This is a genomic window from Streptomyces sp. ID05-39B (assembly GCF_033794725.1).
Lineage (GTDB): Bacteria > Actinomycetota > Actinomycetes > Streptomycetales > Streptomycetaceae > Streptomyces > Streptomyces bobili.
The window spans coordinates 54,831-80,479 of the sequence record NZ_JARGEF010000009.1 but is presented as its reverse complement, the minus strand read 5'-3'; the positions used below and the strand labels follow the sequence as shown (position 1 = coordinate 80,479).

At 72.3% G+C, this 25,649-nt stretch carries 27 protein-coding genes; 12 read left to right on the top strand and 15 right to left on the bottom strand.

The window, feature by feature from the left end; all coding sequences use genetic code 11:
- Positions 1 to 3 precede the first annotated feature (3 nt).
- The 3 genes from rocD to P1P75_RS04385 form a co-directional block, all read right to left on the bottom strand.
- The gene (gene rocD / locus P1P75_RS04395; protein ID WP_319252013.1) at positions 4 to 1,224 is read right to left on the bottom strand and encodes an ornithine--oxo-acid transaminase; all 1,221 of its coding nucleotides are present in this window, start codon (positions 1,222 to 1,224) and stop codon (positions 4 to 6) included.
- Positions 1,221 to 2,045 carry a dimethylargininase gene (ddaH, locus tag P1P75_RS04390; protein ID WP_319252011.1) on the bottom strand — a complete coding sequence of 275 codons (825 nt, stop codon included), beginning with the start codon at positions 2,043 to 2,045 and terminating at the stop codon, positions 1,221 to 1,223. Before ddaH ends, rocD begins: the two co-directional genes overlap by 4 nt.
- 126 nt (positions 2,046 to 2,171) lie before the next feature.
- Positions 2,172 to 2,687 (bottom strand): Lrp/AsnC family transcriptional regulator, encoded by a 516-nt coding sequence (locus P1P75_RS04385; RefSeq protein WP_319252010.1) that lies wholly within the window; start codon positions 2,685 to 2,687, stop codon positions 2,172 to 2,174.
- Positions 2,688 to 2,765: 78 nt separating this feature from the next.
- Between P1P75_RS04385 and P1P75_RS04380 the strand changes: the two genes are divergently transcribed.
- Genes P1P75_RS04380 through P1P75_RS04365 form a run of 4 tightly spaced genes read left to right on the top strand, consistent with a single transcriptional unit; the run spans position 2,766 to position 6,791 of the window.
- Positions 2,766 to 3,515: a LytTR family DNA-binding domain-containing protein gene (locus tag P1P75_RS04380; protein ID WP_319252008.1), complete on the top strand. Its 750-nt coding sequence runs from the start codon at positions 2,766 to 2,768 to the stop codon at positions 3,513 to 3,515.
- Positions 3,512 to 3,880 (top strand): hypothetical protein, encoded by a 369-nt coding sequence (locus P1P75_RS04375; RefSeq protein ID WP_319252006.1) that lies wholly within the window; start codon positions 3,512 to 3,514, stop codon positions 3,878 to 3,880. The genes P1P75_RS04380 and P1P75_RS04375 overlap by 4 nt, the downstream gene beginning before the upstream one ends.
- The gene (locus P1P75_RS04370) at positions 3,877 to 5,592 is read left to right on the top strand and encodes a cation acetate symporter (protein ID WP_319252004.1); all 1,716 of its coding nucleotides are present in this window, start codon (positions 3,877 to 3,879) and stop codon (positions 5,590 to 5,592) included. The genes P1P75_RS04375 and P1P75_RS04370 overlap by 4 nt, the downstream gene beginning before the upstream one ends.
- Positions 5,589 to 6,791 (top strand): histidine kinase, encoded by a 1,203-nt coding sequence (locus tag P1P75_RS04365; protein WP_319252001.1) that lies wholly within the window; start codon positions 5,589 to 5,591, stop codon positions 6,789 to 6,791. The genes P1P75_RS04370 and P1P75_RS04365 overlap by 4 nt, the downstream gene beginning before the upstream one ends.
- Positions 6,792 to 6,803: 12 nt before the next feature.
- Here the strand turns inward: P1P75_RS04365 and P1P75_RS04360 are convergent, their stop codons facing one another.
- The 5 genes from P1P75_RS04360 to P1P75_RS04340 form a co-directional block, all read right to left on the bottom strand.
- On the bottom strand, positions 6,804 to 6,986 hold the full coding sequence (locus P1P75_RS04360) for a hypothetical protein (RefSeq protein WP_319251999.1): 183 nt from the start codon (positions 6,984 to 6,986) through the stop codon (positions 6,804 to 6,806).
- A gap of 128 nt (positions 6,987 to 7,114) precedes the next feature.
- The gene (locus P1P75_RS04355; protein WP_319251997.1) at positions 7,115 to 8,062 is read right to left on the bottom strand and encodes a cytochrome c oxidase assembly protein; all 948 of its coding nucleotides are present in this window, start codon (positions 8,060 to 8,062) and stop codon (positions 7,115 to 7,117) included.
- A gap of 148 nt (positions 8,063 to 8,210) precedes the next feature.
- Positions 8,211 to 9,236, bottom strand: a complete 1,026-nt coding sequence (locus tag P1P75_RS04350) for a 6-phosphofructokinase (protein WP_319251995.1) — start codon at positions 9,234 to 9,236, stop codon at positions 8,211 to 8,213.
- A gap of 213 nt (positions 9,237 to 9,449) precedes the next feature.
- Entirely contained in the window at positions 9,450 to 10,178 is a 729-nt protein-coding gene (locus tag P1P75_RS04345; RefSeq protein ID WP_086768474.1) for a type 1 glutamine amidotransferase, read from the bottom strand.
- Positions 10,179 to 10,196: 18 nt separating this feature from the next.
- On the bottom strand, positions 10,197 to 11,435 hold the full coding sequence (locus P1P75_RS04340) for a MurT ligase domain-containing protein (RefSeq protein ID WP_319251993.1): 1,239 nt from the start codon (positions 11,433 to 11,435) through the stop codon (positions 10,197 to 10,199).
- A 158-nt stretch (positions 11,436 to 11,593) separates the two neighbouring features.
- On the opposite strand from P1P75_RS04340, the gene def reads away from it, so the two are divergent.
- Positions 11,594 to 12,133, top strand: a complete 540-nt coding sequence (gene def, locus P1P75_RS04335; protein ID WP_319251991.1) for a peptide deformylase — start codon at positions 11,594 to 11,596, stop codon at positions 12,131 to 12,133.
- A gap of 29 nt (positions 12,134 to 12,162) precedes the next feature.
- On the opposite strand, the gene P1P75_RS04330 is transcribed toward def, so the two are convergent.
- A complete protein-coding gene (locus P1P75_RS04330; protein ID WP_094103205.1) occupies positions 12,163 to 12,804 on the bottom strand; it encodes a TetR family transcriptional regulator in 642 nt (213 codons plus the stop codon).
- A gap of 168 nt (positions 12,805 to 12,972) precedes the next feature.
- Between P1P75_RS04330 and P1P75_RS04325 the strand changes: the two genes are divergently transcribed.
- Positions 12,973 to 14,202 carry an acyl-CoA dehydrogenase family protein gene (locus tag P1P75_RS04325; protein WP_319251988.1) on the top strand — a complete coding sequence of 410 codons (1,230 nt, stop codon included), beginning with the start codon at positions 12,973 to 12,975 and terminating at the stop codon, positions 14,200 to 14,202.
- 44 nt (positions 14,203 to 14,246) lie between these two features.
- Here the strand turns inward: P1P75_RS04325 and P1P75_RS04320 are convergent, their stop codons facing one another.
- The 5 genes from P1P75_RS04320 to P1P75_RS04300 all read right to left on the bottom strand — a co-directional run bounded on the left by P1P75_RS04320 (position 14,247) and on the right by P1P75_RS04300 (position 18,947).
- Positions 14,247 to 14,483 carry a DUF6213 family protein gene (locus P1P75_RS04320; protein WP_319251986.1) on the bottom strand — a complete coding sequence of 79 codons (237 nt, stop codon included), beginning with the start codon at positions 14,481 to 14,483 and terminating at the stop codon, positions 14,247 to 14,249.
- Between the two features lie 25 nt (positions 14,484 to 14,508).
- On the bottom strand, positions 14,509 to 15,894 hold the full coding sequence (locus P1P75_RS04315; protein WP_319251984.1) for an NADP-dependent succinic semialdehyde dehydrogenase: 1,386 nt from the start codon (positions 15,892 to 15,894) through the stop codon (positions 14,509 to 14,511).
- Positions 15,895 to 15,970: 76 nt separating this feature from the next.
- Positions 15,971 to 16,435 (bottom strand): NUDIX domain-containing protein, encoded by a 465-nt coding sequence (locus P1P75_RS04310; RefSeq protein WP_319251982.1) that lies wholly within the window; start codon positions 16,433 to 16,435, stop codon positions 15,971 to 15,973.
- The gene (locus P1P75_RS04305; RefSeq protein WP_319251980.1) at positions 16,432 to 17,970 is read right to left on the bottom strand and encodes an ATP-dependent DNA ligase; all 1,539 of its coding nucleotides are present in this window, start codon (positions 17,968 to 17,970) and stop codon (positions 16,432 to 16,434) included. Before P1P75_RS04305 ends, P1P75_RS04310 begins: the two co-directional genes overlap by 4 nt.
- A gap of 29 nt (positions 17,971 to 17,999) precedes the next feature.
- Positions 18,000 to 18,947, bottom strand: a complete 948-nt coding sequence (locus P1P75_RS04300; protein WP_319251978.1) for an NAD(P)/FAD-dependent oxidoreductase — start codon at positions 18,945 to 18,947, stop codon at positions 18,000 to 18,002.
- 79 nt (positions 18,948 to 19,026) lie between these two features.
- On the opposite strand from P1P75_RS04300, the gene P1P75_RS04295 reads away from it, so the two are divergent.
- From P1P75_RS04295 to P1P75_RS04270, 6 genes are all read left to right on the top strand, one after another.
- Positions 19,027 to 19,641, top strand: coding sequence for an XRE family transcriptional regulator (locus tag P1P75_RS04295; RefSeq protein ID WP_319251976.1), 615 nt, complete (start codon positions 19,027 to 19,029; stop codon positions 19,639 to 19,641).
- A 116-nt stretch (positions 19,642 to 19,757) separates the two neighbouring features.
- Positions 19,758 to 20,729: an NADPH:quinone oxidoreductase family protein gene (locus tag P1P75_RS04290; protein ID WP_319251974.1), complete on the top strand. Its 972-nt coding sequence runs from the start codon at positions 19,758 to 19,760 to the stop codon at positions 20,727 to 20,729.
- Positions 20,726 to 21,907, top strand: coding sequence for an acyl-CoA dehydrogenase family protein (locus P1P75_RS04285; RefSeq protein ID WP_319251972.1), 1,182 nt, complete (start codon positions 20,726 to 20,728; stop codon positions 21,905 to 21,907). Before P1P75_RS04290 ends, P1P75_RS04285 begins: the two co-directional genes overlap by 4 nt.
- Positions 21,904 to 22,977: an acyl-CoA dehydrogenase family protein gene (locus tag P1P75_RS04280; protein ID WP_319251970.1), complete on the top strand. Its 1,074-nt coding sequence runs from the start codon at positions 21,904 to 21,906 to the stop codon at positions 22,975 to 22,977. Before P1P75_RS04285 ends, P1P75_RS04280 begins: the two co-directional genes overlap by 4 nt.
- 188 nt (positions 22,978 to 23,165) lie before the next feature.
- Positions 23,166 to 24,050, top strand: a complete 885-nt coding sequence (locus tag P1P75_RS04275; RefSeq protein ID WP_319251968.1) for a phosphatidylinositol-specific phospholipase C/glycerophosphodiester phosphodiesterase family protein — start codon at positions 23,166 to 23,168, stop codon at positions 24,048 to 24,050.
- Between the two features lie 142 nt (positions 24,051 to 24,192).
- Positions 24,193 to 24,387, top strand: a complete 195-nt coding sequence (locus P1P75_RS04270; protein ID WP_086768499.1) for a hypothetical protein — start codon at positions 24,193 to 24,195, stop codon at positions 24,385 to 24,387.
- A 48-nt stretch (positions 24,388 to 24,435) separates the two neighbouring features.
- On the opposite strand, the gene P1P75_RS04265 is transcribed toward P1P75_RS04270, so the two are convergent.
- Positions 24,436 to 25,647 carry a phosphodiester glycosidase family protein gene (locus P1P75_RS04265; protein WP_319252023.1) on the bottom strand — a complete coding sequence of 404 codons (1,212 nt, stop codon included), beginning with the start codon at positions 25,645 to 25,647 and terminating at the stop codon, positions 24,436 to 24,438.
- Between the last annotated feature and the right edge of the window lie 2 nt (positions 25,648 to 25,649).

The following is a 25,649-nucleotide window of genomic DNA, read 5'->3' as shown; positions in this document are numbered from 1 at the left end:
TGCCTACCCTCCCAGCACCTTCCCCAGGGCCCTCAGCGCCGTCCCCAGCTCCTCCTCCGTGATCGTCAGGGGTGGGGCCAGCCGGATGGTCGAGCCGTGGGTGTCCTTCACCAGGACGCCCTCCGCCAGCAGGCGCTCACCGATCTCCCGGCCGGTCCCGACCGCCGGGTCCACGTCGACCCCGGCCCACAGCCCGCGCGCGCGGAACCCGACGACACCCCGGCCGACCAGCCCGTCCAGCCCGTCCCGCAGGACACCGCCGAGCGTGGCCGCCCGCGCCTGGAACTCACCGGTCTCCAGCAGTGCAACGACCGCCGTTCCCACCGCCGCCGCCAGCGGATTCCCGCCGAACGTCGACCCGTGCGAGCCCGGCCCCAGCACGCCCAGCACGTCCCGCCGCGCGACCACGGCCGACACCGGCACGATCCCCCCGCCCAGCGCCTTGCCGAGCAGCAGCATGTCGGGGACGACCCCCTCGTGCTCGACGGCCAGCGTCCGCCCCGTCCGGCCGAGCCCGGACTGGATCTCGTCGGCGATGAAGAGGCAGCCCCGGCGCCGGGTCAGCTCCCGCACCCCGGCCAGATAGCCGTCGTCGGGGATGACGACCCCCGCCTCGCCCTGGATGGGCTCGATCAGCACGGCCGCGGTCGTCTCGTCGACGGCCGCCTCCAGCGCCGCGAGGTCGTTGTACGGCACGATCCGGAACCCCGGCGTGAACGGCCCGAACCCGGCCCGCGCCGTCTCGTCCGTCGAGAAGCTGACGATCGTCGTCGTACGGCCGTGGAAGTTCTCCGCGGCGACCACGATCGTCGCCCGGTCGGCCGGGACGCCCTTCACCTCGTAGGCCCACTTGCGGGCCACCTTGATCCCGCTCTCGACGGCCTCGGCGCCCGTGTTCATCGGCAGCACCATGTCGAGCCCGGTCAGTGCGGCGAGCCGCTGCGCGAACTCGGCGAGCCGGTCGTGGTGGAAGGCGCGGGAGGTGAGCGTCAGCCGGTCGAGCTGCTGGTGCGCCGCCTCGACCAGCGCGGGGTGGCGGTGCCCGAAGTTCAGCGCCGAGTATCCGGCCAGCATGTCGAGATAGCGACGGCCCTCGACGTCCTCCACCCACGTCCCCTGCGCCCGCGCGACGACCACGGGCAGCGGGTGGTAGTTGTGCGCGAGGACGGGCTCCTCGGCCCGGATCAGGTCGGCGGACGTACGCGTACGGGCGGGAGCGGTCATGAACGGATCTCCTGAGTGCAGCACTTGATGCCACCTCCGGCCTTCTGGAACTCCGAGAGGTCGACGGGGACGGGGACATAGCCGCGCTCGGCGAGCCGGCCGGCGAGCGCCTCGGCGCGCGGCGCGATGAAGACGTTGCGGCCGTCGGAGACGGAGTTCAGCCCGAACGTCATCGCGTCGTCACGGGTGGCGAGCACCGCGTCCGGATAGAGCCGTGCGAGGACCTCACGGCTGCCGGGCGAGAACGCCTGCGGGTAGTACGCGATGTTTGCGTGTTCGGGCCGGCCGTCGAGCACGAACAGCGCCGTGTCGAGGTGGTAGAAGTGCGGGTCCACCAGCGTCAGGCTGACCACCGGGTGCCCGAAGAACTCCTGCACCTCCCGGTGCGCCTCGCGGGTCGTGCGGAAACCGGTGCCGGCCAGCATGTACCGGCCGGTCCACACCAGGTCGCCCTCGCCCTCGCAGACGGACCCGGGCCGGTGGACGTCGAAGCCCGCCGCCTTGAACCACGTGTCGTAGTGACCGGACTCGGCACGCCGCTCGGGCGCGTGGAAGAGGGAGCCGAAGACGCGGCCGTCGACGACGACCGCGGAGTTCGCGGCGAAGACCATGTCGGGGAGCCCGGGGGCGGGCTCGACGGTGTCGACGGTGTGGCCGTGCGCACGGTAGGCGCGGATCAGCGCCTGCCACTGCTCGTGCGCGACGTCGACGTCGACGGGGGAGTCGGGACACATCCACGGGTTGATCGCGTACTGCACGGCGAAATGTCTGGGTTCACAGACGAGGAAGCGCCGAAGGCTGGGCACACGGCTGACGGTCACAGAGGGGTTCCTCCGCTTTTCCTGCGCTGTCGACTTGGGGTTGACACCACGGTAGAAAGCGACCGGGACGCCCGACAAGGAAGAAGGGTTGCGTGTTGACGCAGGAACGCTGCGTCTTTGCCCGGCTCAACGCACGTCTGATGCGTCCGGGGGGTCGGCGTGCGGGGCCGCGTGGGTGGCGCCCGCCTCCGGACTCTCCGGCAGCAGGTGCGAGAGCACCATCACGCTGATCGTCTTGCGGATGAACGGCTCCACCCGGATGCGTTCCAGCACCTCCTCGAAGTGCTCCACGTCCCGCGCCCGCACATGCAACAGCGCGTCCGCACCGCCGGTCACCGTCATCGCCGCGGTGATCTCCGGATGGTTGCGCACCACCTCCGTGAGCCGCCGCGGCGGCGCCGCCCCCTCGCAGTACACCTCCACGTACGCCTCCGTACGCCAGCCCAGCGCCGACGGCTGCACCGTCGCCGTGAACCCGGTGATCACGCCGCTGTCCCGCAGCCGGTCCACCCGGCGCTTGACCGCCGTTGCCGACAGCCCGACCGCCGTGCCGATCTCGGCGAAGCTCGTCCTGGCGTTCGCCATCAGCGCGGTGAGGATCTTCCGGTCGAGTTCGTCGAAAGGAGCGGGGCCGCTGTTCATGCGGGCACTGTATCCAGCGGGTACGTCCGTACCCCGGTACATGTCCAGCCGTACGGATCGCCCCTACACTCCACCTTCATGCTGCGCGCCCTCGCCGTCGACGACGAACGCCCCTCACTGGAGGAGCTGCTGTACCTGCTCACCGCGGATCCCCGGATAGGGAGCGTGGAGGGCGCCGGTGACGCGACGGAGGCGCTGCGCCGGATCAACAGGGCCCTGGAGTCCGGCCCCGACGGCCCGGAGGCCATCGACGTCGTCTTCCTCGACATCCAGATGCCCGGCCTCGACGGCCTCGACCTGGCCCGGCTGCTCACCGGCTTCGCCCGCCCGCCCCTGGTGGTGTTCGTCACCGCACACGAGGACTTCGCCGTCCAGGCCTTCGACCTGAAGGCCGTCGACTACGTCCTCAAACCGGTCCGCAAGGAACGGCTCGCCGAGGCCGTCCGCCGCGCCGCCGAACAGCGCGGCACCGCGCCCCGCATCCCCGTCCACGAACCCGACCCGGACCAGATACCCGTCGAGCTGGGCGGGGTGACCCGGTTCGTCCCCGTCGACGACATCACCCACGTGGAGGCCCAGGGCGACTACGCCCGCCTGCACACCGACCGCGGCAGCCACCTCGTGCGCATCCCGCTGTCCACCCTGGAGGAGCGCTGGCGCGCCCGCGGCTTCGTCCGCATCCACCGCCGCCACCTCGTCGCCCTGCGCCACATAGGCGAACTCCGCCTGGACGCCGGCACCGTCAGCGTCGTCGTCGGCGGCGAGGAACTCCAGGTCAGCCGCCGCCACGCCCGCGAACTGCGGGACCTGCTGATGCGGAGGCCGTGACGGTGCCCCAGCAGGACCCCGCCGAGCGCCGCGTCGTCGTCACCGGCCCGCCCCGCCGCTCCCGGCGTACCTCCGGCTACTACCGCCCGCGCACCGAGATCGACGAGCAGACCACCCTCGGCCACACCTACGTCCGCTCCCTCATGCGCACCCAACTGCGAGCAGCTCTCACCGTGTTCGCCGTCCTCGTCCTGCTGGTCGGTCCGCTGCCCCTGCTGTTCGCGGCGATGCCCGACGCCCGCCGTCTGGAGTGGGCGGTCCTCGGCTTCGGCCTGTACGCCCCGCTGGTGCTCCTCGCCCGCTGGTACGTCCGCCGCGCCGAACGCAACGAACGCGACCTCGTGCGCCTGGTCGAGGACCGATGAACCCCACCTTCGCCGTCCCCGCCGTCGCCCTGGTCGTCGTGGCGACCGTCCTCGTCGGCGCCTTCGGCCTGCGCATCTCCCGCACGACCTCCGACTTCTACGTCGCCTCCCGCACCGTCGGCCCCCGCCTCAACGCGGCCGCGATCAGCGGCGAGTACCTCTCCGCGGCCTCCTTCCTCGGCATCGCGGGACTCGTCCTCGTGCAGGGCCCGGACATGCTCTGGTACCCGGTCGGCTACACCGCCGGCTACCTGGTCCTGCTGCTCTTCGTCGCCGCCCCGCTGCGCCGCTCCGGCGCCTACACCCTGCCCGACTTCGCCGAGGCCCGCCTCGCCTCCCAGGCGGTACGACGGCTCGCGGGCGCCTTCGTCGTGGGCGTCGGCTGGCTCTACCTGCTGCCCCAGCTCCAGGGCGCCGGACTGACCCTGACCGTGCTGACCGGGGCGCCCGACTCCCTCGGCGGACTCATCGTCGCCGTCGTCGTCGTCGCGACCGTCGCCGCCGGCGGCATGCGCAGCATCACCTTCGTGCAGGCCTTCCAGTACTGGCTCAAGCTCACGGCCCTCCTCGTCCCCGCCCTCTTCCTGATCCTCGCCTGGCAGGCCGACGGCGCGCCCCGGCACGTCTTCGAGGAGCCGCCCGCCTTCCGCGACCAGCGGGCCGTCCGCGTCGACACCACCCTCGACCTGCTGCTGGAGCGGCCCCTGACCGTGACGGTGACCGGCACGGTCGACGGCCACCGGCACGAGGAGGCCGCCCTCAGCCTCCCCGCCGGCACCCATCGCATCGAACAGGGCGCCCGCCTCACCTTCACCCCCGGCACCCCCGTCCCCACCGCCGAACGCGGCAGCAACGGCGGCATGTCCACCACCCTCGCCGCGGGCCGCGAGGAACGCCCGCTGTACGCCACGTACGGCCTGATCCTCGCCACCTTCCTCGGCACGATGGGCCTGCCGCACGTCGTCGTCCGCTTCTACACCAGCCCGCACGGTGTCGCCGCCCGCCGCACCACCGTCGCCGTCCTGGCCCTCATCGGCGCCTTCTACCTGCTGCCGCCCGTCTACGGCGCCCTCGGCCGCATCTACGCCCCGGAACTGGCCCTCACCGGCGACGCCGACGCCGCCGTCCTGCTGCTGCCCGACCGCATGATCGGCGGACTGGGCGGCGACCTCCTCGGCGCGTTGGTCGCGGGCGGCGCCTTCGCGGCGTTCCTGTCCACCGCGTCGGGCCTGACCATGGCCGTGGCGGGCGTCCTCACCCAGGACGTCCTGCCCACCCGCGGCGTACGGCACTTCCGGCTGGGCACCGGTCTCGCCATGGCCGTACCGCTCGCCGCGAGCCTGCTGGTGGGCGGGCTGCCCGTCGCCGACGCGGTGGGACTCGCCTTCGCCGTGTCCGCGTCCTCGTTCTGCCCGCTGCTCGTCCTCGGCATCTGGTGGCGCCGGCTGACCCCGCCGGGCGCGGCCGCCGGGATGCTGATGGGCGGCGGCTCGGCCTTCGTCGCCGTCGCCGCGACCATGGCGGGCCTGCCCGTCACCGGCGGCCTGCACGCCCTGCTGGCCTGGCCCGCGCTGTGGTCGGTCCCGCTGGGCTTCCTCACCATGATCCTGGTGTCCCTGGCGACCCCCGGCCGCGTCCCGGCCGGCACGGCGTCCATCCTGGCCCGCTTCCATCTGCCGGAGGAACTGCGGGCCGCGGAGGTCAAGGCATGAGCGGCTTCCTCGCGGGCCTGTGCATCGCGATCCTGCCCTGCCTCGCCGCCGGCTTCTGGCTGGGCCGGCGCACCGCCCGCCCGCAGAGCCTCGGCGACCTCGGCACCCCCGTCGAGCACGCCACCTTCCAGACCCTGCACACCGCCTCCCTCGCCGCCCCGCCCCTGCGCGCCGGTCTCACCGAGGAGACGGCCCGCAAGTCCGCCGGCCGGCTGCGCACCCTGCTCGGCACGGACGCCCTCTGCCTCACGGACCGCGAACAGCTCCTGGCCTGGGACGGCGTGGGCGCCCACCACCGCACGGAGATCATGGCCCGGCTGGCCGGCCCGCTCGACACCGGCCGCGGCGAGGCCTTCCCGCTCACCTGCGACTCCCCCGACTGCCCGGTCCGCTGGGCGGTGCTCACCCCGCTCACCGTCGACGACCGGGTGCACGGCGCCCTCGTCGTCTGTGCGCCCCGCGAGTCGGCCGTGCTGGTCAGGGCCGCCGGCGAGGTGGCCCGCTGGGTGAGCGTCCAGCTGGAGCTGGCCGACCTTGACGACTCCCGCACCCGCCTCATCGAGGCCGAGATCAAGGCCCTGCGCGCCCAGATCTCCCCGCACTTCATCTTCAACTCGCTGGCGGTGATCGCCTCGTTCGTCCGCACCGACCCGGAGCGGGCCCGCGAGCTGCTCCTGGAGTTCGCCGACTTCACCCGCTACTCGTTCCGCCGGCACGGCGACTTCACCACCCTCGCCGACGAGCTGCACGCCATCGACCACTATCTGGCACTGGTCAGGGCCCGCTTCGGCGACCGCCTCTCCGTCACCCTCCAGATAGCCCCGGAGGTCCTCCCGGTGGCCCTGCCCTTCCTCTGCCTCCAGCCGCTGGTCGAGAACGCCGTCAAGCACGGCCTGGAGGGCAAGGCCGACAAGTGCCATATCCAGATCACCGCGCAGGACGCGGGCGCCGAGGCCCTGGTCGTCATCGAGGACGACGGCGCGGGCATGGACCCCGCCCTGCTGCGCCGCATCCTGGCCGGCGAGGTCAGCCCGTCCGGCGGCATCGGCCTGTCCAACGTCGACGACCGGCTCCGCCAGGTGTACGGCGACGACCACGGCCTGGTGATCGAGACCGCGCCCGGAGCGGGCATGAAGATCAGCGCCCGGCTGCCGAAGTACCAGCCGGGCGTCCACTCGGCGGCCCGCACACCGGGCTGAGCCGCCCGGTCGTCACGTCGTGCGCATGGCGACCAACGCGAGCGTGATCAGACCGAGCACGACCCAGCCGAACCACAGCCAGCCGTTGCTGCCGAGCGCCACCGTGTAGGCGGTCACCGCGACGAGGCCGCCGATGGTGAGCACCCCCATGGTCTTCGTGGAACTGTCCGCCGAACCGTTCATGGACCGGGGCATCGCGACACCCTCCTCCGGCACACCCCCCACAGGGTGTGTCCCCCTCCATGGTGCCCTGGTTCCGGCCCTTGAGCCCCGGCGAACGCCCATTAGCCTCCGGTCGAAAGCGTCCGGCCGACGCACTGCGGTCAGCGGCGACCGCTCAGCGAGGCCAGGTAGGCGTTGTACGCCTCCAGTTCCTTGTCACCGTCCCGGTCGGCCGCCCGGTCCTGGCGCTTGGCCTGCCGCTGCTCGGAGCCGTACCACTGGAACAGCAGCGCGATCAGCACCAGCACCGACGGGATCTCGCTGAACGCCCAGGCGATACCGCCGGCCGCGTTCTGGTCGGCGAGGGCGTCGATGCCCAGGGAGGCGGGCGGGTTCTCGAACGTCTTCACCATCGGCGTGGACGCCATCATCAGCGCGATACCGAAGAACGCGTGGAACGGCATCCCGGCGAACAGCTCCAGCATCCGCATCAGGTAGCCCGGCCGGTTCGGGCCGGGGTCCACGCCCATGATCGGCCAGAAGAACACCACGCCGACGGCGAGGAAGTGCACCATCATCGCGGCGTGCCCGAGGCCCGAGCCCATCAGGAAGTCGAAGATCGGCGTGAAGTACAGCGCGTACAGGCTCGCGATGAACAGCGGAATGGTGAAGGCGGCATGCGTGACGATCCGCATGTACCAGCTGTGCAGCAGCATCAGCAGCAGCTCACGCGGCCCCTTGCGGCCCTTGCCGGCGGTGGGCAGGGCGCGCAGCGCCAGGGTGACCGGGGCGCCGAGCAGGAGCAGGATCGGCGACAGCATGCTGATCACCATGTGCTGCACCATGTGCACGCTGAACATGACCATGCCGTAGTCGTTCAGCCTCGTGCACATCACCAGCATGATCGTCAGCACGCCGACGACGAACGCCACCGTCCGCCCCGCGGACCACGCGTCCCCGCGCCGCCGCAGCCGGACGACACCCCAGGCGTACAGCCCGAGCGCGGCCAGACAGGCGACGAGGAAGAACGGGTCCGGTGACCACTGAAGACCCCGCCCCAGCGTGAACGGCGGCAGATCCATGGTCATGCCGTGCCCGCTGTGTTCCATCCGCCGGCTCCTGATTCGTGGGGGGTTGTACGTTTCCTGCGCCCCAAGACTAGAACCGCCCCCGGCGACTCATGTCACCGGGGGCAGGGACCAGGAGAACCCGCGAGGAGCCCGGAAGGCGAAGCCCGCCCGGCGATCGGAGGGCGGTCTAGAGCACGCACTCCGCTTCGGCGTACCGGTCCTCGGGAACCGTCTTCAGCGTTTCGACGGCCTCCGCGAGTTCCACCATCACGATGTCCGTCCCGCGCAGGGCCGTCATCTTCCCGAACTCGCCCCGGTGCACGGCCTCCACCGCGTGCCACCCGAACCGGGTGGCGAGCACCCGGTCGTACGCGGTGGGCGTGCCACCCCGCTGGACATGCCCGAGGATCACCGGCCGGGCCTCCTTGCCGAGCCGCTGCTCCAGCTCGATGGAGAGCTGCCGGGCGATCCCGGCGAACCGCTCGTGCCCGTAGATGTCCTTGCCGCCCTCGTCGAAGGCCATGGAGCCGGGCGCCGGCTTGGCACCCTCCGCGACGACGACGATGGCGAACCGCTTTCCGGCCTCGAACCGCGCGCCGACCCGCCGGGCCAGCTCCTCGATGTCGAAGGGACGCTCCGGTACGACGATGGCGTGGGCGCCGGCCGCCATCCCGGAGTGCAGCGCTATCCAGCCGGTGTGCCGCCCCATGACCTCCACGACGAGGACCCGCTGGTGGGACTCGGCGGTGGTCTTGAGCCGGTCGAGTGCCTCGGTGGCGACACCGACGGCGGTGTCGAAGCCGAAGGTGACGTCGGTGACGGCGATGTCGTTGTCGATGGTCTTCGGCACACCGACGATGGGCAGGCCGCTGTCCGACATCAGCCGGGCCGCCTTGAGCGTGCCCTCACCACCGATCGGGATGATGGCGTCGAGGCCGAGTTCCTCGACGTGTCCGCGGGCCCGCTCCACGCCGTCCCGCAGCTGCGAGGGCTGGACGCGGGAGGAGCCGAGGATCGTGCCGCCGCGGGCGAGGATGCCGCCCACCGCGTCGAGGTCGAGCTTGAGGTAGTCGCACTCCAGGAGGCCCTTCCAGCCGTCCCGGAAGCCGATGACCTCGTCGCCGTGGTCCACGACGGCACGGTGCACGACGGACCGGATGACGGCGTTCAGGCCGGGGCAGTCGCCGCCGGACGTGAGGACACCAATGCGCATAGCCCGAACAACCTTCTCCACGTGGGCCGGATCCGGACCGCATTGTCCGGCTCGATCCCCGCCACCCTAGCGGCAGGAGGGGGCGGGGCCGAAGCACACGTCCGCCTGCTGGACGCGCCTGCTCACCTGTGCGGACGTACCGTCATCCGCGCTGCTGACGGCACCCCGTGGATCGGGTGAACCCACAGGTCACGCGGGCCGCCGCGCAGCCCCTCAGGCGGGCTGCTGCGCGGACGCGATGCGCTCGCTGCGCAGCGCCTCGTACCAGCGGTCGTCGGTCGGCGGAAGCGCGTTCACGTCGAGCGCCAGCTTCAGCAGCAGGTCCGCGATGAGCGGGTTGCGTGCCAGCACCGGACCGTGCATGTAGGTGCCGAAGACGGTGTCGTTGTACGCGCCCTCGGTGCCGTCGCCGGTGCCGTTGCCCTTGCCGATCTGGACGCGGGCGAGCGGGCGGGCGGTCGGGCCGAGGTGGGTGATGCCCTGGTGGTTCTCGAAGCCGGTGAGCGAGGGCAGCCCGAGACGCGGGTCGATGTCCGCGAGGACGTCGCCGACGCACCGCTCGCCCTCACCGCGGGTCGTGGTCACGTCGAGCAGGCCGAGGCCGGGCTCGCGCTGACCGAGGTCGTTGACGAACTCGTGGCCCAGGATCTGGTAGCCGGCGCACACCGCGAACACGATCGCGCCGTTCTGCACCGCCTGGTACAGGTGCCCGTCCCGGCGCAGCCGCTCGGCGGCCAGCCGCTGCGGCCGGTCCTCACCGCCGCCGATCAGGTAGATGTCGCCGGAGGTCGGGATCGGCTGGTCGCTGCGCACGTCCAGCCGGGCCACGTCGAGCCCGCGCTGGCGGGCCCGCCGCTCCACGACCAGGACGTTGCCCTGGTCGCCGTAGGTGCTGAGCAGGTCCGGGTAGATCCAGACGACCCGCAGTTGGTTGTCACTCATCACGTGAAGCTCCTCGGGTCAGTTGCCGACGCGGCGGCGCAGGTCCTGGAATGCGGTGTAGTTCGCGATGACCTCGATACGCCCGGGTGGCGCCAGCTGCACGGCCTGGTCGACGTTCTCGCACACCTGGAAGTGCTGGTTGGCCACCTCCAGGCGCACGGCGAGGTCCAGCTTGCGGTCACCGACGACGAAGATCGGGTGGCCGGTCAGCCGGGTGTAGTCGACGTCCCACAGCCAGGAGGTGTCGGTGCCGTCGGCGCCGCGCGCGTTCACCGAGAGGATGACCGGCGTGGGCGGCGGGTCGATGAGGCTGAACGTCTCCAGCCAGCCCGCCGGGTTCTTCGCCAGCAGCAGCCGCAGGTCACGCTGCATGAACTGGACGACGTCGTAGCGTCCGGCGACGGCCTGCACCTGGTACATCCGCTCCAGCGCGACCTGCGGCGGCACGCCGAAGACGGCGGCGACGGCGGCCGAGGAGGCGGCGTTGGCCTTGTTGGCGCGGCCCGGCAGCTGGAGGTGGATCGGCCAGGCGGAGCCGTGCGGGTCGAGGACGTGGTCCCCGGAGAGCGCCCAGCTCGGCGTCGGCCGCCGGAACCCGCACTCGCCGCAGAACCAGTCGTCGCCGGGGCGCTGCATCACACCGCCGCAGGACGGGCAGGACCAGGCGTCGTCCTTCCACATCTGCCCGGCGGCGACCCAGATCACGTTGGGGGAGGAGGACGCGGCCCACACCACCAGCGGATCGTCGGCGTTGGCGATGACGACGGCCTTGGAACCGGCCAGTCCCTCGCGCCAGTTCTCGGCGAGCATGCGGGTCTCGGCGGCGCGGTCCAGCTGGTCGCGGGAGAGGTTGAGCAGCGCGATGCACTTGGGCGCGGTGTCGCGGGCGACACCGGCGAGGTACTTCTCGTCGACCTCGATCACGGCGTACTTGGCGTCCGAGCCGCCCGCGAGCGCCGAGGTGATGCCGGCGGGCATGTTCGCGCCGAGCGCGTTGGAGACGACCGGGCCCGCGGCCCCCAGGGCTTCCGCGATGAGGCGGGTGGTCGTGGTCTTGCCGTTGGTCGCCGAGACGAGGATGACGTCCAGGTTCTGGGCGAGCCGGGCGAGGAGGTCGGGGTCGAGTTTCAGCGCCACCCGGCCGCCGATCACCGAACCGCTGCCGCGTCCCGCGGCCCGCGATGCCGCAGCGACCGCCTTGCCCGCGGTCACGGCGATCTTGGCCCGCGGCGTGAGCGGGTCCGAGTTGCCTGCCATCAGTTCTCGATCCTCCTTGCGTACGCGCCGCGCCTGAAGCCTGACGGCAACGTGGTAGGTGGTCAGCCTATCGAGATCCATTCACAGTCCCGAATCCCGGCACCGTCTCACGCTGCGCACGGCATGCGCGTGTCAGAAAGGACCGTACCCTTGCCGCCATGCGACAAGGTTCCATCCCGGGCGCCCACGGGCGCGTCCGGCCCCTCACCCTGCTCGGCGATCCGGTCCTTGGGCAACCCTGCGCCAAGGTCACCGAGTTCGGTCCGGAACTGGCCCGTCTCGTCGAGGACCTCTTCGCCACGATGTACGCGGCCGAGGGCGTGGGCCTGGCCGCCAACCAAGTCGGGGAGTCCTTGCGGGTGTTCGTCTACGACTGCCCCGACGACGAGGACGTGCGCCACCTCGGACATCTCGTCAACCCGCGCCTGGTGGACGCCGACGGTGTGGTGATCCGCGGCCCGGAGGGCTGTCTGTCCCTGCCGGGCCTGGAAGCGGGGACGGAACGCTACGACCACGCGCTCGTCGAGGGTTTCACGGTGACGGGCGAGCCCGTCACCGTCCACGGGACGGGATTCTTTGCCAGATGCTTGCAGCACGAATGCGACCACCTGGAGGGGCGGGTGTACGCGGACCGCGTACAGGGCTGGCGCAAGCGGCGGCTGACGCGCCAGGTGAAGCGGGCCTCCTGGGGCGGGTGAGCGGACGTTGCCGGGGGCGCGGGGCCGGGTCAGAACCCGGGACCGCCCACCTTGTCGCCCGCCGCCGCGAGGCGGCCCCACAACAGGTCGGCGAGGCCGCGCACCAGTTCGGCCCGGGAGCAGGGCCGTTCACCCAGCCACCAGTCCCCGGCCGCGTGCATCATCCCGACGATCCCGTGTCCCCAGACGCGCGCGAGCTGCTGGGTCCCGGGTCCGAGGTCGAGCCGCTCCTCGATGACCTGGGCCAGTTCCTCGCCCATCCGCCGCAGTACGGGAGCCGAGTGCTTGCCGACGTCGAAGCCCTGCTCGCCGGGGGCGCCGTCCGAGGGGTGCATCAGGAAGCGGTAGACCTGCGGGCGGGCCTCGATGGCCGCGAGGTAGGTGTCCAGCGTGGCCTCGACCCGCTCCCGGCGTTCGGCGGGAGCGTCCAGCGCGGCCCGCAGCGAGGCGAGCAGTGCGTCGGTGTGCCGCTTGGCGAGAGCGGCGTACAGTCCGCCCTTGTCGCCGAAGTGGCGGTAGAGGATGGGCTTGGTGATGCCGGCCTCCGCCGCGATGGCGTTCATGGAGGCCTGGGGCCCGTCCCGGAGCACCACTCTGTCGGCGGCCTCCAGCAGTTCGCGCCGGCGGCGGTCGGCGGACCTCTGCTGCTCGGTCCGCTGTGTGGTGTCCATGTGCTCTCCCCACCCGTGGTGATTCGGTGACGCCTGCGCAAACTAACACCTGACGGCGGCCTGACATCGAACGGGCTGCCGAGCTGTCATCAGGAGTTGACTTTTCCTACCGACCGGTAACAGACTCGAGTTACCGCTAGTAACACACGTTCCGCCACTGGAGGGGACATGGCCGAGTTCACCATGGAGCTCAACGACGAACAGAAGGAGGTCCGGGACTGGCTGCATGGCTTCGCGGCCGACGTCATCCGCCCCGCGGCCGCCGAATGGGACGAGCGTGAGGAGACTCCCTGGCCGGTCATCCAGGAGGCCGCGAAGGTCGGCATCTACTCCCTCGACTTCTACGCCCAGCAGTACTTCGACCCTACGGGCCTCGGCATCCCGATGGCGATGGAAGAGCTGTTCTGGGGAGACGCGGGCATCGCCCTCTCCATCGTCGGCACCGGCCTCGCCGCCGTCGGCGTCCTCGCCAACGGCACCGAGGAACAGATCGGCACCTGGATCCCCCAGATGTACGGCGACCCGGCCGACGTCAAGGTCGCCGCCTTCTGCTCCTCCGAGCCCGACGCCGGCTCCGACGTCGCCTCCATGCGCACCCGTGCCGTGTACGACGAGGCCAAGGACGAGTGGGTGATCAACGGCACGAAGACCTGGGCGACCAACGGCGGTATCGCCAACGTCCACGTGGTCGTCGCGGTCGTCGACGCCGACCTGGGCTCCAAGGGGCACGCCTCCTTCATCGTCCCGCCGGGCACGCCCGGTCTCGCCCAGGGCCAGAAGTTCAAGAAGCACGGCATCCGCGCCTCGCACACCGCCGAGGTGATCCTCGACCAGGTGCGCGTCCCCGGCTCCTGCCTGCTCGGCGGCAAGCAGAAGCTCGACGAGCGGCTGGCGCGGGCACGCGAGCGGGCAAAGGCCGGCGGCGGCGAGCGCGTGAAGAACGCCGCCATGGCCACGTTCGAGGCCTCGCGGCCGGCGGTCGGTGCGATGGCCGTCGGCACGGCCCGCGCGGCCTACGAGGTCGCCCTCGACTACGCGAAGACGCGCGAGCAGTTCGGCCGCCCGATCATCGACAACCAGGGTGTCGCCTTCCAGCTCGCGGACATGCGCACCCAGATCGACGCGGCCCGGCTGCTGGTGTGGCGCGCGTCCTGGATGGCGGTCAACGGCCGCCCGTTCACCGCGGCCGAGGGCTCCATGTCGAAGCTGTACGCCAGCGAGACGGCGAAGACGGTGACGGCGCAGGCCGTCCAGATCCTCGGCGGCAACGGCTACACGCGGGAGTACCCGGTGGAGCGGATGCACAGGGACAGCGCCATCTACACGATCTTCGAGGGCACGAGCGAGATCCAGCGGCTGGTGATCGCGCGGACCCTGTCGGGGATGCCGATCCGGTAGCGGCGGGCAGCGCTGGGGTGGCTGGGCGTCGGGCTGTATCGGCCCTACGGCGCCCCGCCGCTGCTGTGTGCGATGCACGCCACGTCGATACGGTCGGCCAGCTTCGCGAGTTCGATGGTCAGCGCGGCGACCGTGTCCTCGTCCAGCCCCTCCGCCCCGGCCTCGACGAGATGCAGCCACCGGCCGCCCAGCGTGCGGAGCAGCTTGCTCACGTCGGCCGCGGTCACCTGCAAGGTCCCGCGGTCGTCGACGATCAGAGGCAGAGTCACTTCGCGGTTCACAACCGGGATCGTAGCCGCGCCGCGCTCACACACCGTGCCAAACCGTGGTGATGTTGCAGAACTCCCGGATTCCGTGCCCGGACAGCTCACGCCCGTACCCGGACCGTTTCACCCCGCCGAAGGGGAACGCCGGATGGGACGCGGTCATCCCGTTGACGTACACCCCGCCCGCCTCCAGATCCCGCACAAAACGGTCCACCTCGGCCGCCTCGCGGGTCCATACGTTGGAACTCAGGCCGAAGGGGGAGTCGTTGGCGATGAGCACGGCCTCGTCCAGGTCGGCCGCCCGGTACAGGGTCGCCACCGGCCCGAAGGCCTCCTCACGGTGGATGCGCATCTCGCGGCCGAGGCCGGCGAGGACGGTCGGGGGGTAGTACCAGCCGGGCCCGTCGGGACGTTCGCCCCCGCACAGCACCGTGGCGCCGCCGCGCCGGGCGTCGTCGACGAGTTCCTCCAGATCGGCGCGGCCCCGCTCGCTCGCGAGGGGACCGACCTGGGTCTCCTCCTCCAGCGGGTCGCCGACCTTGAGTGCCTTCATCCCCTCGGTGAAGCGTTCGGCGAAGCGGTCGTACACGTCCGAGTGGACGATGAACCGCTTGGCGGCGATGCACGACTGCCCGTTGTTCTGCACGCGCGCGGTCACCGCGACCTCGGCCGCCCGGTCGACGTCCGCGGAGGGCATGACGACGAACGGGTCGCTGCCGCCCAGTTCCAGCACCGTCTTCTTGACCATCTCGCCGGCGGTGGAGGCGACCGCGCGGCCCGCGGGCTCGCTGCCGGTCAGGGTGGCCGCCTTGATCCGCTCGTCGCGAAGGATCTCGTCGACCGCCCCGGATCCGATCAGCAGGGTCTGGAAGCAGCCCTCGGTGAAGCCGGCCCGGTGGAAGAGATCCTCCAGGTAGAGGGCGGTCTGCGGGACGTTCGAGGCGTGCTTGAGCAGGCCTACGTTGCCCGCCATCAGCGCGGGCGCGGCGAAGCGGACGACCTGCCACAGCGGGAAGTTCCACGGCATCACCGCGAGCACCGGGCCGAGCGGCCGGTAGCGGACCAGGGCGTGGGAGGCGCCGGAGTCCCTGACGTCGGACTCGGCGGGCCGCTCGTCGGCGAGGAGCTCCGGCGCGTGCTCGGCGTACCAGCGCATGGCCTTGGCGCACTTCGCGGCCTCGGCGCGTGCCTGCTGCACCGGCTTGCCCATCTCGGTGGTCATCACGCGGGCGATCTCCGCCCGGTCCTCGTCGAGGAGGTCGGCGGCCTGGTTCAGCAGCCGGGCGCGGTCGGCGAACGCGCTCGTGCGGTACGTGCGGAACGTGGCCTCGGCGAGCTGGAGCCGGCGTTCGATCTCCTCCTCGTCCATGGCCTCGTACGTCTTGAGCGTCTCGCCGTTCGCCGGGTTCACCGTCGCGATGGGCATGACCGACCTCCTGGAGTGCTGGCTGTGCTTCGACCTTCGCGCGTCGAAGTGGGACCCGCAACGCGTGCGCGTCCGCTCAGCCCGAGTGCTCCGCGAGCCGGTCGAGAAACGCGGCCTGCGCCCTCACGATCAGCTCGCGCGCCCGGTCCAGGCCGTGCCAGGCGACCCGGTCCAGCTCGGGGAACTCCTGGGTCCGCCCGGAGCGCGGCGGCCACTCCATGACGAAGGTGCCGGGCTGGACCTCCGCCGGATCGAGGTCCGCCTCGATCGCCCAGGCCGTCACGATCTTGCCGTTGGTCTGCCGGACCTCCCCGAGCGCGAACGCCTCGCCGTCCGGCGGCGCCACCCCCAGCTCCTCCCGGAACTCGCGGCGGGCGGCCTCCCAGGCCGGCTCGTCGGGCTCGTACTCGCCCTTGGGCACCGTCCAGGCGCCCGCGTCCTTCTTCGCGAAGTACGGGCCGCCCATATGCCCCAGCAACACCTGGGGACCGTCGGCGGTGCGCCGGAACAGCAGCAGTCCCGCGCTGCGCCGCGCCGTCACGGCCGTACGTCCGGGTGGGCGGCGAGCAGGGTCTCCACGGTGTCCGCCTCCTCGGGGCGCTTGTCCTCGCGGTAGCGGACCACGCGGGCGAAGCGCAGGGTGACGCCGGCCGGGTAGCGGGTGGAGCGCTGGAGGCCGTCGTAGGCGATCTCCACGACGAGTTCGGGGCGGACGGTCACCAGCCAGCCGTCGTCCTCGACGGCCAGCTCCTGGAGGCGGTCGGTCTGCCAGGTGAGCATGGCGTCGGTCATGCCCTTGAAGGTCTTGCCGAGCATCGCGAAGCCGCCGTCGGCGGTGCGGGCGCCGAGGTGGAGGTTGGAGAGCTTGCCGGTGCGCCGGCCATGACCCCGCTCGGCGCCCAGGACCACCAGGTCGAGTGTGTGCACGGGCTTGAACTTCAGCCAGGACGCGCCGCGCCGGCCGGCGCTGTAGGGCGCGTCGAGGGACTTCACGACCACGCCCTCATGGCCCCTGGCCAGCGTCTCCTCCAGGAAGTCCTCGGCCGCCTGGAGGTCCGCCTCGCCCGCCAGGACCGTCCGGCGCACCCGCATCGGCTCGGGCACCAGCCGGGCCAGCTCGGCGTGCCGCTCGAAGAAAGGCAGGTCGAGCAGGTCCCGGCCGTCGACCGACAGCGCGTCGAAGAAGACGGGGGACACCGGGACCGCCGCGGCGGCCGTGGCCACGTCCACGCGGGAGCCGACGCGGCCCGCGGTCTCCTGGAAGGAACGCGGCCGGCCGGCGTCGTCGAGGGCGATGACCTCGCCGTCCAGGATGAACCGCTCGCCGTTCAACTCCAGTGCCGCCGAGGTGAGTTCCGGCAGCCGGTCGGTGATGTCGTCGAGGGTGCGGGTGTGCACCCGTACGGTGTCGCCGTCCCGGTGGACCTGGACACGGATGCCGTCCAGCTTCTCCTCCACCGCGCAGGCGCCCAGCTTGCCGACGGCCTCGGCCACCGAGGACGCGGTGTGCGCGAGCATCGGCAGCACCGGGCGGCCGACGGTGAGCCGGAACCGTTCCAGCGCCGCCGGCCCGTCCGTGAGCAGCGCCTCGGCCACTGTCCGGAGGGACCCGGCCAGCATGACCGCCCGCCGTACGTCCGCCGGGGGAGCGGCCGTCGCCTCCGCGAGGCCCTCCACCGCCACCGCGTCCAGGGCGCCCTGCCGGACCTCGCCGGTGATCAGCGCGATCAGGAAACGCTGCTCGTCCTCGGTGGCCGCGCCCATCAACTCGCCGACCAGCCGGGCCCGTTCGGCCTGCGATCCGGGGCCCGACAGCGCGCCCAGCGCGGTGAGCCGGGCGTCCACCTCACGTACGGTCAGGGTCGGCGCGGCGGCCGGGGCGACCGGGCGGCTCAGCGCCTTCCAGCCGATGCCGAGCCGCCCCTGGGGGAGCCGCCCGGCGAGATACGGGATCACGATCGGCACGTCCTGCGCCTCCGCGTCCCGGAACAGTGCGGCGAGCAGGGCGATCTTGCGGGAGCGCGCCGAGGTGGCGGCGACCTCCCGGGACACATCGGCGAGCCGGGTCAGCAGCATGCAGCCATGGTGCAACGCCGGCGTGGCGACTACACCTGGACGGCGGCGTCCAGATCGTTCATCAGCAGCTCCCCGTTGATCGCGGCGCCCGCACGGTAGCCGCGGCTCGCCGCGTTGATCACCTGCTCCGCGAAGCCGGAGGCGTTGCCCGCCGCCCACAGGCCCGGCACGGTGGTCAGGCCCCGGCCGTCCACCACCGGGTAGACGCCGAACGGTGTCTCGGTCATCTCGGCGCCCAGCCGCGCCAGCAGGTCGGTCCGTGGAACCGCCCTGGGGGCGACGAACAGCGCCTCGCGGGCGTGCACGCTCCCGTCCCCCAGCCGGATCCCGGTGAGCCGGTCGTCCTCGACGACCAGCCCGGCCACCTCGCCGGGCACCACCCGGACACCGGCCGCCGCGAGCCGGCGCAGGTCCTCGGCGGACAGCTCCGCCTCGGTCACCGTGTGCAGGAACAGCGTCACGTCCTTCGACCACTGGGTCACGATCAGCGCTTGGTGCACGCTCATCGGGCTGGTGGCGAGCACCCCGAAGGCCTGGTCGCGGACCTCCCAGCCGTGGCAGTACGGGCAGTGCAGTACGTCCCGCCCGAACCGCTCGGCGAGACCCTCGACCGGGGGCAGCTCGTCCTTCAAGCCGGTGGCGACGACGAGCTGCCGGGCGCGCACGGTCCGACCGCCCGCCAGCGTCACCGTGAAACCGTCGTCCCGGGTGGCAGCCACCGCCCGGTCCCGGACCAGCTCCACGCCGTACCGGGCGATCTCCTCGCGCCCGGTGGCCAGGAACTCGGCCGGGGACATGCCGTCCCGCGACAGATAGCCCTGCATGTGGGCGGCGGGCGCGTTGCGCGGCTCGCCCGCGTCGACGACCAGGGTGCGGCGCCGGGCCCGGCCCAGCACCAGGCCCGCGGACAGGCCCGCGGCGCCGCCGCCGATGACGATCACTTCGTAGCTGTCCGCGAGTGCGGTGTTCTCGGTCATGTGTGACCACCTCCACGTCCGACCGTCGCGCGACCACTGCGACATTGACAAACGGGTTTGCCGAAACTGCAATGGACGCATGAGTGACGACGACAGGGCGGACGACGTGGACGGCGTCGACGACGACACGGACACAGTGCTCGCCGAGGTCGGGCCCCGGCTGCGCCGGATCCGCAAGGAACGCGGCGCCACGCTGGCGGGGCTGTCCGAGGTGACCGGTATCTCGGTGAGCACCCTGTCCCGGCTGGAGTCCGGGCTGCGCAAGCCCAGCCTGGAGCTGCTGCTGCCGATCGCGAGGGCCCACGAGGTGGCGCTGGACGAACTGGTGGGCGCGCCGTCGGTGCGCGACCCGCGGGTCCGGGCGCAGCCGGTCGTGCGCTACGGCCGCACCCACTGGCCGCTGACCCGCCAGCCGGGCGGCCTCCAGGCGTTCAAGGTGCTGGAACCGCAGCGCACGGGCGACCCGGACCCGCGCTCACACGAGGGATACGAGTGGCTGTACGTGCTGTCCGGGCGGCTGCGGCTGGTGCTGGGCGAGCACGACGTGGTGCTGTCCGCGGGGGAGGCCGCCGAATTCGACACGCGGGTGCCGCACTGGTTCGGGTCGACGGGGGAGGGGCCGGTGGAGTTCCTCAGCCTCTTCGGACCGCAGGGCGAGCGGATGCATGTGCGGGCGCGGCCCAAGGGGGCGTGACGCATCCGACGCCCCCTGTCCGGGCCTGTTGCCCGCCGACTGTTCCCTGAACGGCAAGCGACCGCTTAGTATGCGATCGACCCCGGTCAGACGACGCAGTCCCGTGGAGGCTCCGCATGCAGGCATGGCAGGTGCACGAGAACGGCGAGCCGAGCGAGGTGATGCGGCTCGCGGACGTCGAGCGGCCCACGCCCGGCGAGGGCCAGACCCTGCTCAAGGTGCGCGCCGCGAACATCAACTTCCCGGACGCGCTCATGGTCCGCGGCCACTACCAGGTGAGGCCGCCGCTGCCCTTCACACCGGGCGTGGAGATCTGCGGCGAGACCGAGGACGGCCGCCGCGTCATCGCCAACCCCGCGCTGCCGTACGGCGGTTTCGCCGAGTACGCCGTCGCCGACACCGCGGCCCTGCTGCCCGCGCCGGACTCGCTGGACGACGCCGAGGCCGCCGCGCTGCACATCGGCTACCAGACGGGCTGGTTCGGCCTGCACCGCCGGGCCCGGCTGGAGGCCGGTGAGACGCTCCTCGTGCACGCCGCGGCGGGCGGGGTCGGCAGTGCCGCCGTACAGCTCGGCAAGGCCGCCGGTGCCACCGTCATCGGCGTCGTCGGCGGGCCCGACAAGGCGGCCGTCGCCCGCGAACTGGGCTGCGACGTGGTGATCGACCGGCGGGCCGAGGACGTGGTCGGCGCCGTCAAGGAGGCCACCGGCGGCCGGGGCGCCGACGTGATCTACGACCCGGTCGGCGGCGAGGCCTACACCCAGTCCACCAAGGTCGTCGCCTTTGAGGGCCGCATCGTGGTCGTCGGCTTCGCGAGCGGGACCATCCCCAGCCCCTCCCTCAACCACGCCCTGGTGAAGAACTACTCGATCCTCGGCCTGCACTGGGGCCTCTACAACACCAGGAACCCGAAACTGGTCCAGCACTGCCACGAGCAGCTCACCGACCTCGCCGCCCGTGGCGCGATCCTGCCGCTGGTGAGCGAGCGCGTCCCGCTGGACGGGGCCGCCGCCGCCGTCCAGCGCGTCGCCGACGGTGTCACCACCGGCCGGGTCGCCGTCGTACCGCAGAACGGAGCCGCCGTATGACCGACGCAGCCGAACTCCGGCGCCGCACCGCCGAGTTGCTGGCCGCCCACCCGCCGGCCGGCACCGACCCGCTCGACTTCCTCAGGGCCCGCTTCGACGCCGGCCTGGCCTGGGTGCACTACCCCGAGGGACTCGGCGGGCTCGGCGCCCCCCGTTCCCTCCAGGCCGTCGTGGACGCCGAGCTGGAGGCCGCGGGCGCCCCCGACAACGATCCCCGGCGCATCGGCATCGGCCTGGGCATGGCCGCGCCGACGATCCTCCAGTACGGCACCGAGGAGCAGAAGCGGCGCTTCCTGCGGCCCCTGTGGACCGGCGAGGAGGTGTGGTGCCAGCTGTTCAGCGAGCCCGGCGCCGGCTCCGACCTGGCCGCCCTGGGCACCCGCGCCGTGCGGGACGGCGAGAACTGGGTCGTCACCGGGCAGAAGGTGTGGACGTCCAGCGCCCATGTCGCCCGCTGGGCCATCCTCATCGCGCGCACCGACCCGGACGTGCCCAAGCACCGGGGCATCACGTACTTCGTGTGCGACATGAGCGACCCCGGCGTCGAGGTCCGCCCGCTGCGGCAGATCACCGGCGAGGCCGAGTTCAACGAGGTCTTCCTCACCGGCGTCCGCATCCCCGACGCCCACCGCCTCGGCGAGGTCGGCGACGGCTGGCGGGTCGCGCAGACCACGCTCAACAACGAGCGCGTCGCCATCGGCGGCATGCGGCTGCCCCGCGAGGGCGGCATGATCGGCCCCGCCGCCAGGACCTGGCGCGAGCGTCCCGGACTGCGCACCCACGACCTGCACCAGCGGCTCCTGAAGCTGTGGGTCGAGGCCGAGGTCTCCCGGCTCACCGCCGAACGGCTGCGCCAGCAGCTCGTCGCCGGCCAGCCCGGACCCGAGGGCGCCGGCATGAAGCTCGCCTTCGCCCGCCTCAACCAGGAGATCAGCGGCCTGGAGGTGGAACTCCTGGGCGAGGAGGGCCTGTCGTACGACGACTGGACCATGCGCCGCCCCGAGTTCGTCGACTTCACCGGCCGTGAGGCGGGCTACCGCTACCTGCGTTCCAAGGGCAACAGCATCGAGGGCGGGACCACCGAGGTCCTGCTGAACATCGTCGCCGAGCGCGTGCTGGGTCTGCCCACCGAGCCGCGCACCGACAAGGACGTCGCCTGGAAGGACCTGGCCCGATGACCGATCTGCTCTACACCGAGGAGGAAGAGGCCCTCCGCGCCGCGGTCCGCGATCTGCTCGGCGACCACGGCGACGCGGCCGGCGTGATCGCCCGCACCGAGTCGGAGGCCCCGCACGACCTCCGGCTGTGGAAGGCCCTCACCGACAAGATGGGGCTCGCCGGTCTGCTGGTCCCCGAGGAACTCGGCGGCCAGGGCGCCACCCACCGCGAGGTGGCCGTCGTCCTGGAGGAACTGGGCCGTGCGGTCGCCCCCGTCCCCTACCTGACGAGCGCTGTCGTCGCCACCGAGGCACTGCTCGCCTGCGGCTCCGACGACCTGCTCGCCGGGCTGTCGCAGGGCACGACGGTCGCCGCGCTCGCCGTCGGCCTGCACACCGCGCCCGGCGCAGCCTTCCCGGCCGTACGGCTGGAAGACGGCCGCCTGCACGGTGAGCTGACCGGCATCGCCGACGCGGCCTGCGCCGGCCTGCTGCTCGTACCCGCGGACGACGGCGGGCTGTACGCGGTCGAGGCCGCCGGCGTGACCGTCACCCCGCAGGTGTCCTTCGACCTGACCCGGCCGCTCGCCACGGTCGCCCTCTCCGGGGTGTCCGGCCGCCGGCTCGGGGACGCCGCCCCCGCCGTGCCCCGGGCCCTGCGTACCGGCGCCGGACTGCTCGCCTCCGAACAACTCGGCGTCGCCGAATGGGCGTTGACCGAGACCGTGCGCTACCTCAAGGACCGCAAGCAGTTCAACCGGCCCGTCGGCGGCTTCCAGGCGCTCAAGCACCGGCTCGCCCAGCTGTGGCTGGAGGTCGTCAACCTGCGGGCCGCCGCCCGGGGCGCGGCGGACGCGCTCACGACCGGCGAGGACGCCGACGTGGCCGTCGCCGTGGCCCAGGCGTACGCCGCGTCCGTCGCCGTCCACGCCGCCGAGGAGGCGGTCCAGCTGCACGGCGGCCTCGGGATGACCTGGGAGCACCCGGCCCACCTGTACCTGAAGCGGGCGAAGGCCGACTCGATCGCCTACGGCACCGCGGGCGCCCACCGCGAAGCCCTGGCAGAACTCATCGACCTGCCCGCTCCCTGACGGTCCCTCCCTGACGGTCCCTCACCGGTGAAGCCCGCCCCACCTGGGGCGGGCTTTTCCCTGCGCTCGCGCGGAAGGAGTGAACACCCGGCGGCAGTCCGGCCAACTACTGGCATGTACAGGTTCAGAGCGGCCCGGCCGGACTCATACTCCCTGTGGTTCAGACCCGTCCCCCAGGGAGGCAGAGCATGGCCCTCATCACCCGCCGCGGAGCCCTCACCACGGTCGGCGCCGCCCTCACGGCAGTGCTCGCGCCGCCCGCCGCCAGCGCCTTCGCCGGTGAACAGAAGCTCCCCTCCGCCGACGAACACAAGCACCGCCCGCACCCGTTGTGGAACGCCCACGCCCACAACGACTACGAGCACCCCCGCCCCCTGCTCGACGCCCTCGACCACCGCTTCGGCAGCGTCGAGGCCGACATCTTCCTCGTCGACGGCCAACTCCTCGTCGCCCACGACCCGGTGGACCTCGACCCGGCCCGCACCCTCGAATCCCTCTACCTCGCCCCGCTCGCCGCCCGGGTCAGGGCCAACGGCGGAACGGTCCACCGGGGTTCGCGCACTCCGCTGCAACTGCTGATCGACATCAAGACCGAGGGCTCCTCGACGTACCTCGAACTCGACCGCCGACTGCGCCGCTACCAGCACCTGTTCACCACCTACGACCACGGCCGGGTGCGCCGCGGCCCGGTCACCGCCGTCATCTCCGGCGACCGTGCCGCCCGGCCGCCGATGGCGGCACAGGCCGTCCGCAGCGCCTTCTACGACGGCCGCCTCGCCGACCTCGGCTCCACCGACGCCTCCTTCGCCTCCCTGATCAGCGACAACTGGACGCTCAACTTCACCTGGCGGGGCGTCGGCGCCTTCCCCGACGCGGAACGGCGGAAGCTGCGCGCGATCGTCGTGGCCGCGCACGACCGCGGGCAGAAGGTCCGCTTCTGGGCCACGCCCGACCTCGCGGGCCCCGCCCGAAACGCGCTGTGGGGCGAACTCCTCGACGCCGGTGTCGACTACCTCAACACCGACGACCTGGCCGGCCTGGAGGCCTTCCTCGACGCCCGCGGGACGGCGTAACCGCGTCCGATCTCCCAGGCGCTTTCCCGGCCGATCCGGGAACCACTCGTTCGGAGGACAGGTCAGCCGCACGGACGAACCCTCCGCTACGCCACACTTGCGGCCGAATGCCGCGAAAGCGGACGTGGCGGAGGAGGTTGACGTGGCCGTTTCCATTTCCGTGGTGCTGTTGCTGCTGATCCTGGCGGTGATCTTCCTGCGCAGCGGCGGGCTGAAGGTCTCGCACGCGCTGGTCTGCCTGCTGCTCGGCTTCTTCCTGGCCGGCACGAGCATGGCCCCCACCATCCAGAGCGGCCTCACGGCGACCGCCGACATCGTCAGCAGCCTGCGGCCGTGAGGCCCCCGCGGGATCGCCGGACGAAGGGCCCCTGGGCGGGGGCACGTCTCACTGGGTGAACACCCCGATGCCGTTCGGCACGGCGCGCTCCGTGCCGTCGGAGGGGTGGTTGCGCACCGACACCCCGGCCGCGCCCGGCGCGCGCGCCACCAGGGTCGAGGAACCGCCGCCGTCCAGGCTGAAACCCTCGGTCGCACCGAGGCTCTTGAGGACGGCGGCGACCTCGGCGATCGTCAGCCCCCTGCGGTACGCGGGCGCGCCGTCGACCGCGAACAGCAGCACGCGCTGTCCGCCGTCAGCGATGCCCGCCGCGGTGCGCACCGCCGAGGTCCGCGTGTCCAGGCCAGGCAGCGGCTTCCCGCCGGTGAGCACCGGATAGCCGCCGAGGGCGAAGCGGTAGGCGCGCTGCGAGGCGGCCGTCAGGCCGTACCGCACCGACACCCGCTGCCCCTCGACCAGCGTCCTCAGGCGCTGCGCCCCCGCCTCCCGGCCGACGAGCACCGTCACGCCCGCCGCGATGGGGCCGCTGCCCGGTCCGGGCGACCCCGACACCACTTGGCCCCGCTTCACCGTCACCTCGTAGGTGGCTGTGGCGCAGGGCGCGGCCCGTTCGGTGTCGGTGCCGCAGGTGGCCCGCGCCCGCGAGACGCCGCCCCAGTCGGACGTGTACGCGCCGATGGAGTTCTCCGCCAGCGCGTACTGGTTGAGCCCGCCCAGTGGCAGCCTTCGGCCCAGGGTGGTGACCGTGCCGGTCAGGGCCAGGCTGTCCAGCCGGGCCCGCCCGTCGCCGCTCACCCCGAGCACGTCGTCGGTGTCCGTGCCCGGCGGCAGTTCCGGGCCGAACCGCTGCCCCCTCGGCACGGCGGCCTTGAGCACCTTGCCGTTCGCGATCGCCGGACCCACGCTCGCGCCGGTCGCCGCGACGCCCGGATGCTGGGCCTCCGTGATGTTGAAGAAGTCGCCGTTGATGCCGGCGACGGCCTTCTGCGTGGTGGCCTGCTGGGAGAGGGGAGCGCGGGATGCGACCTCCCCCGGATACAACAGGCCCAGACGCACGCGGGTGTCGGTCAGGTCGACGGCGAGCACGTGCACGCGCGTCACACCGGCCCCCGCCGTCAGGTCGTACTGCCGGTACACCACACCGGATGCGATCGCGGTACCCGTACCTGTACCTGTACCCGTCCCGGTCGCCGCGTCGGCCGGTGCCGCCCCCGTCAGGGCCGCACCGGCCAGCGTGCCGAGTGCCGTCAGCAAGGACAGTG

Excerpts from the sequence above, each read along its gene's own strand:
- P1P75_RS04345 (WP_086768474.1), bottom strand. The coding sequence starts at position 10,178 with ATGAGTGACAACCAACTGCGGGTCGTCTGGATCTACCCGGACCTGCTC.
- P1P75_RS04355 (WP_319251997.1), bottom strand. The coding sequence starts at position 8,062 with ATGGAACACAGCGGGCACGGCATGACCATGGATCTGCCGCCGTTCACG.
- P1P75_RS04340 (WP_319251993.1), bottom strand. The coding sequence starts at position 11,435 with ATGGCAGGCAACTCGGACCCGCTCACGCCGCGGGCCAAGATCGCCGTG.
- P1P75_RS04280 (WP_319251970.1), top strand. The coding sequence starts at position 21,904 with ATGACCGATCTGCTCTACACCGAGGAGGAAGAGGCCCTCCGCGCCGCG.
- P1P75_RS04315 (WP_319251984.1), bottom strand. The coding sequence starts at position 15,894 with ATGCCCATCGCGACGGTGAACCCGGCGAACGGCGAGACGCTCAAGACG.
- P1P75_RS04305 (WP_319251980.1), bottom strand. The coding sequence starts at position 17,970 with ATGCTGCTGACCCGGCTCGCCGATGTGTCCCGGGAGGTCGCCGCCACC.
- P1P75_RS04300 (WP_319251978.1), bottom strand. The coding sequence starts at position 18,947 with ATGACCGAGAACACCGCACTCGCGGACAGCTACGAAGTGATCGTCATC.
- P1P75_RS04295 (WP_319251976.1), top strand. The coding sequence starts at position 19,027 with ATGAGTGACGACGACAGGGCGGACGACGTGGACGGCGTCGACGACGAC.
- P1P75_RS04365 (WP_319252001.1), top strand. The coding sequence starts at position 5,589 with ATGAGCGGCTTCCTCGCGGGCCTGTGCATCGCGATCCTGCCCTGCCTC.
- P1P75_RS04385 (WP_319252010.1), bottom strand. The coding sequence starts at position 2,687 with ATGAACAGCGGCCCCGCTCCTTTCGACGAACTCGACCGGAAGATCCTC.
- P1P75_RS04275 (WP_319251968.1), top strand. The coding sequence starts at position 23,166 with ATGGCCCTCATCACCCGCCGCGGAGCCCTCACCACGGTCGGCGCCGCC.
- rocD (WP_319252013.1), bottom strand. The coding sequence starts at position 1,224 with ATGACCGCTCCCGCCCGTACGCGTACGTCCGCCGACCTGATCCGGGCC.
- P1P75_RS04350 (WP_319251995.1), bottom strand. The coding sequence starts at position 9,236 with ATGCGCATTGGTGTCCTCACGTCCGGCGGCGACTGCCCCGGCCTGAAC.
- P1P75_RS04290 (WP_319251974.1), top strand. The coding sequence starts at position 19,758 with ATGCAGGCATGGCAGGTGCACGAGAACGGCGAGCCGAGCGAGGTGATG.
- P1P75_RS04330 (WP_094103205.1), bottom strand. The coding sequence starts at position 12,804 with ATGGACACCACACAGCGGACCGAGCAGCAGAGGTCCGCCGACCGCCGC.
- P1P75_RS04325 (WP_319251988.1), top strand. The coding sequence starts at position 12,973 with ATGGCCGAGTTCACCATGGAGCTCAACGACGAACAGAAGGAGGTCCGG.
- P1P75_RS04285 (WP_319251972.1), top strand. The coding sequence starts at position 20,726 with ATGACCGACGCAGCCGAACTCCGGCGCCGCACCGCCGAGTTGCTGGCC.
- P1P75_RS04370 (WP_319252004.1), top strand. The coding sequence starts at position 3,877 with ATGAACCCCACCTTCGCCGTCCCCGCCGTCGCCCTGGTCGTCGTGGCG.
- P1P75_RS04360 (WP_319251999.1), bottom strand. The coding sequence starts at position 6,986 with ATGCCCCGGTCCATGAACGGTTCGGCGGACAGTTCCACGAAGACCATG.
- def (WP_319251991.1), top strand. The coding sequence starts at position 11,594 with ATGCGACAAGGTTCCATCCCGGGCGCCCACGGGCGCGTCCGGCCCCTC.
- P1P75_RS04380 (WP_319252008.1), top strand. The coding sequence starts at position 2,766 with ATGCTGCGCGCCCTCGCCGTCGACGACGAACGCCCCTCACTGGAGGAG.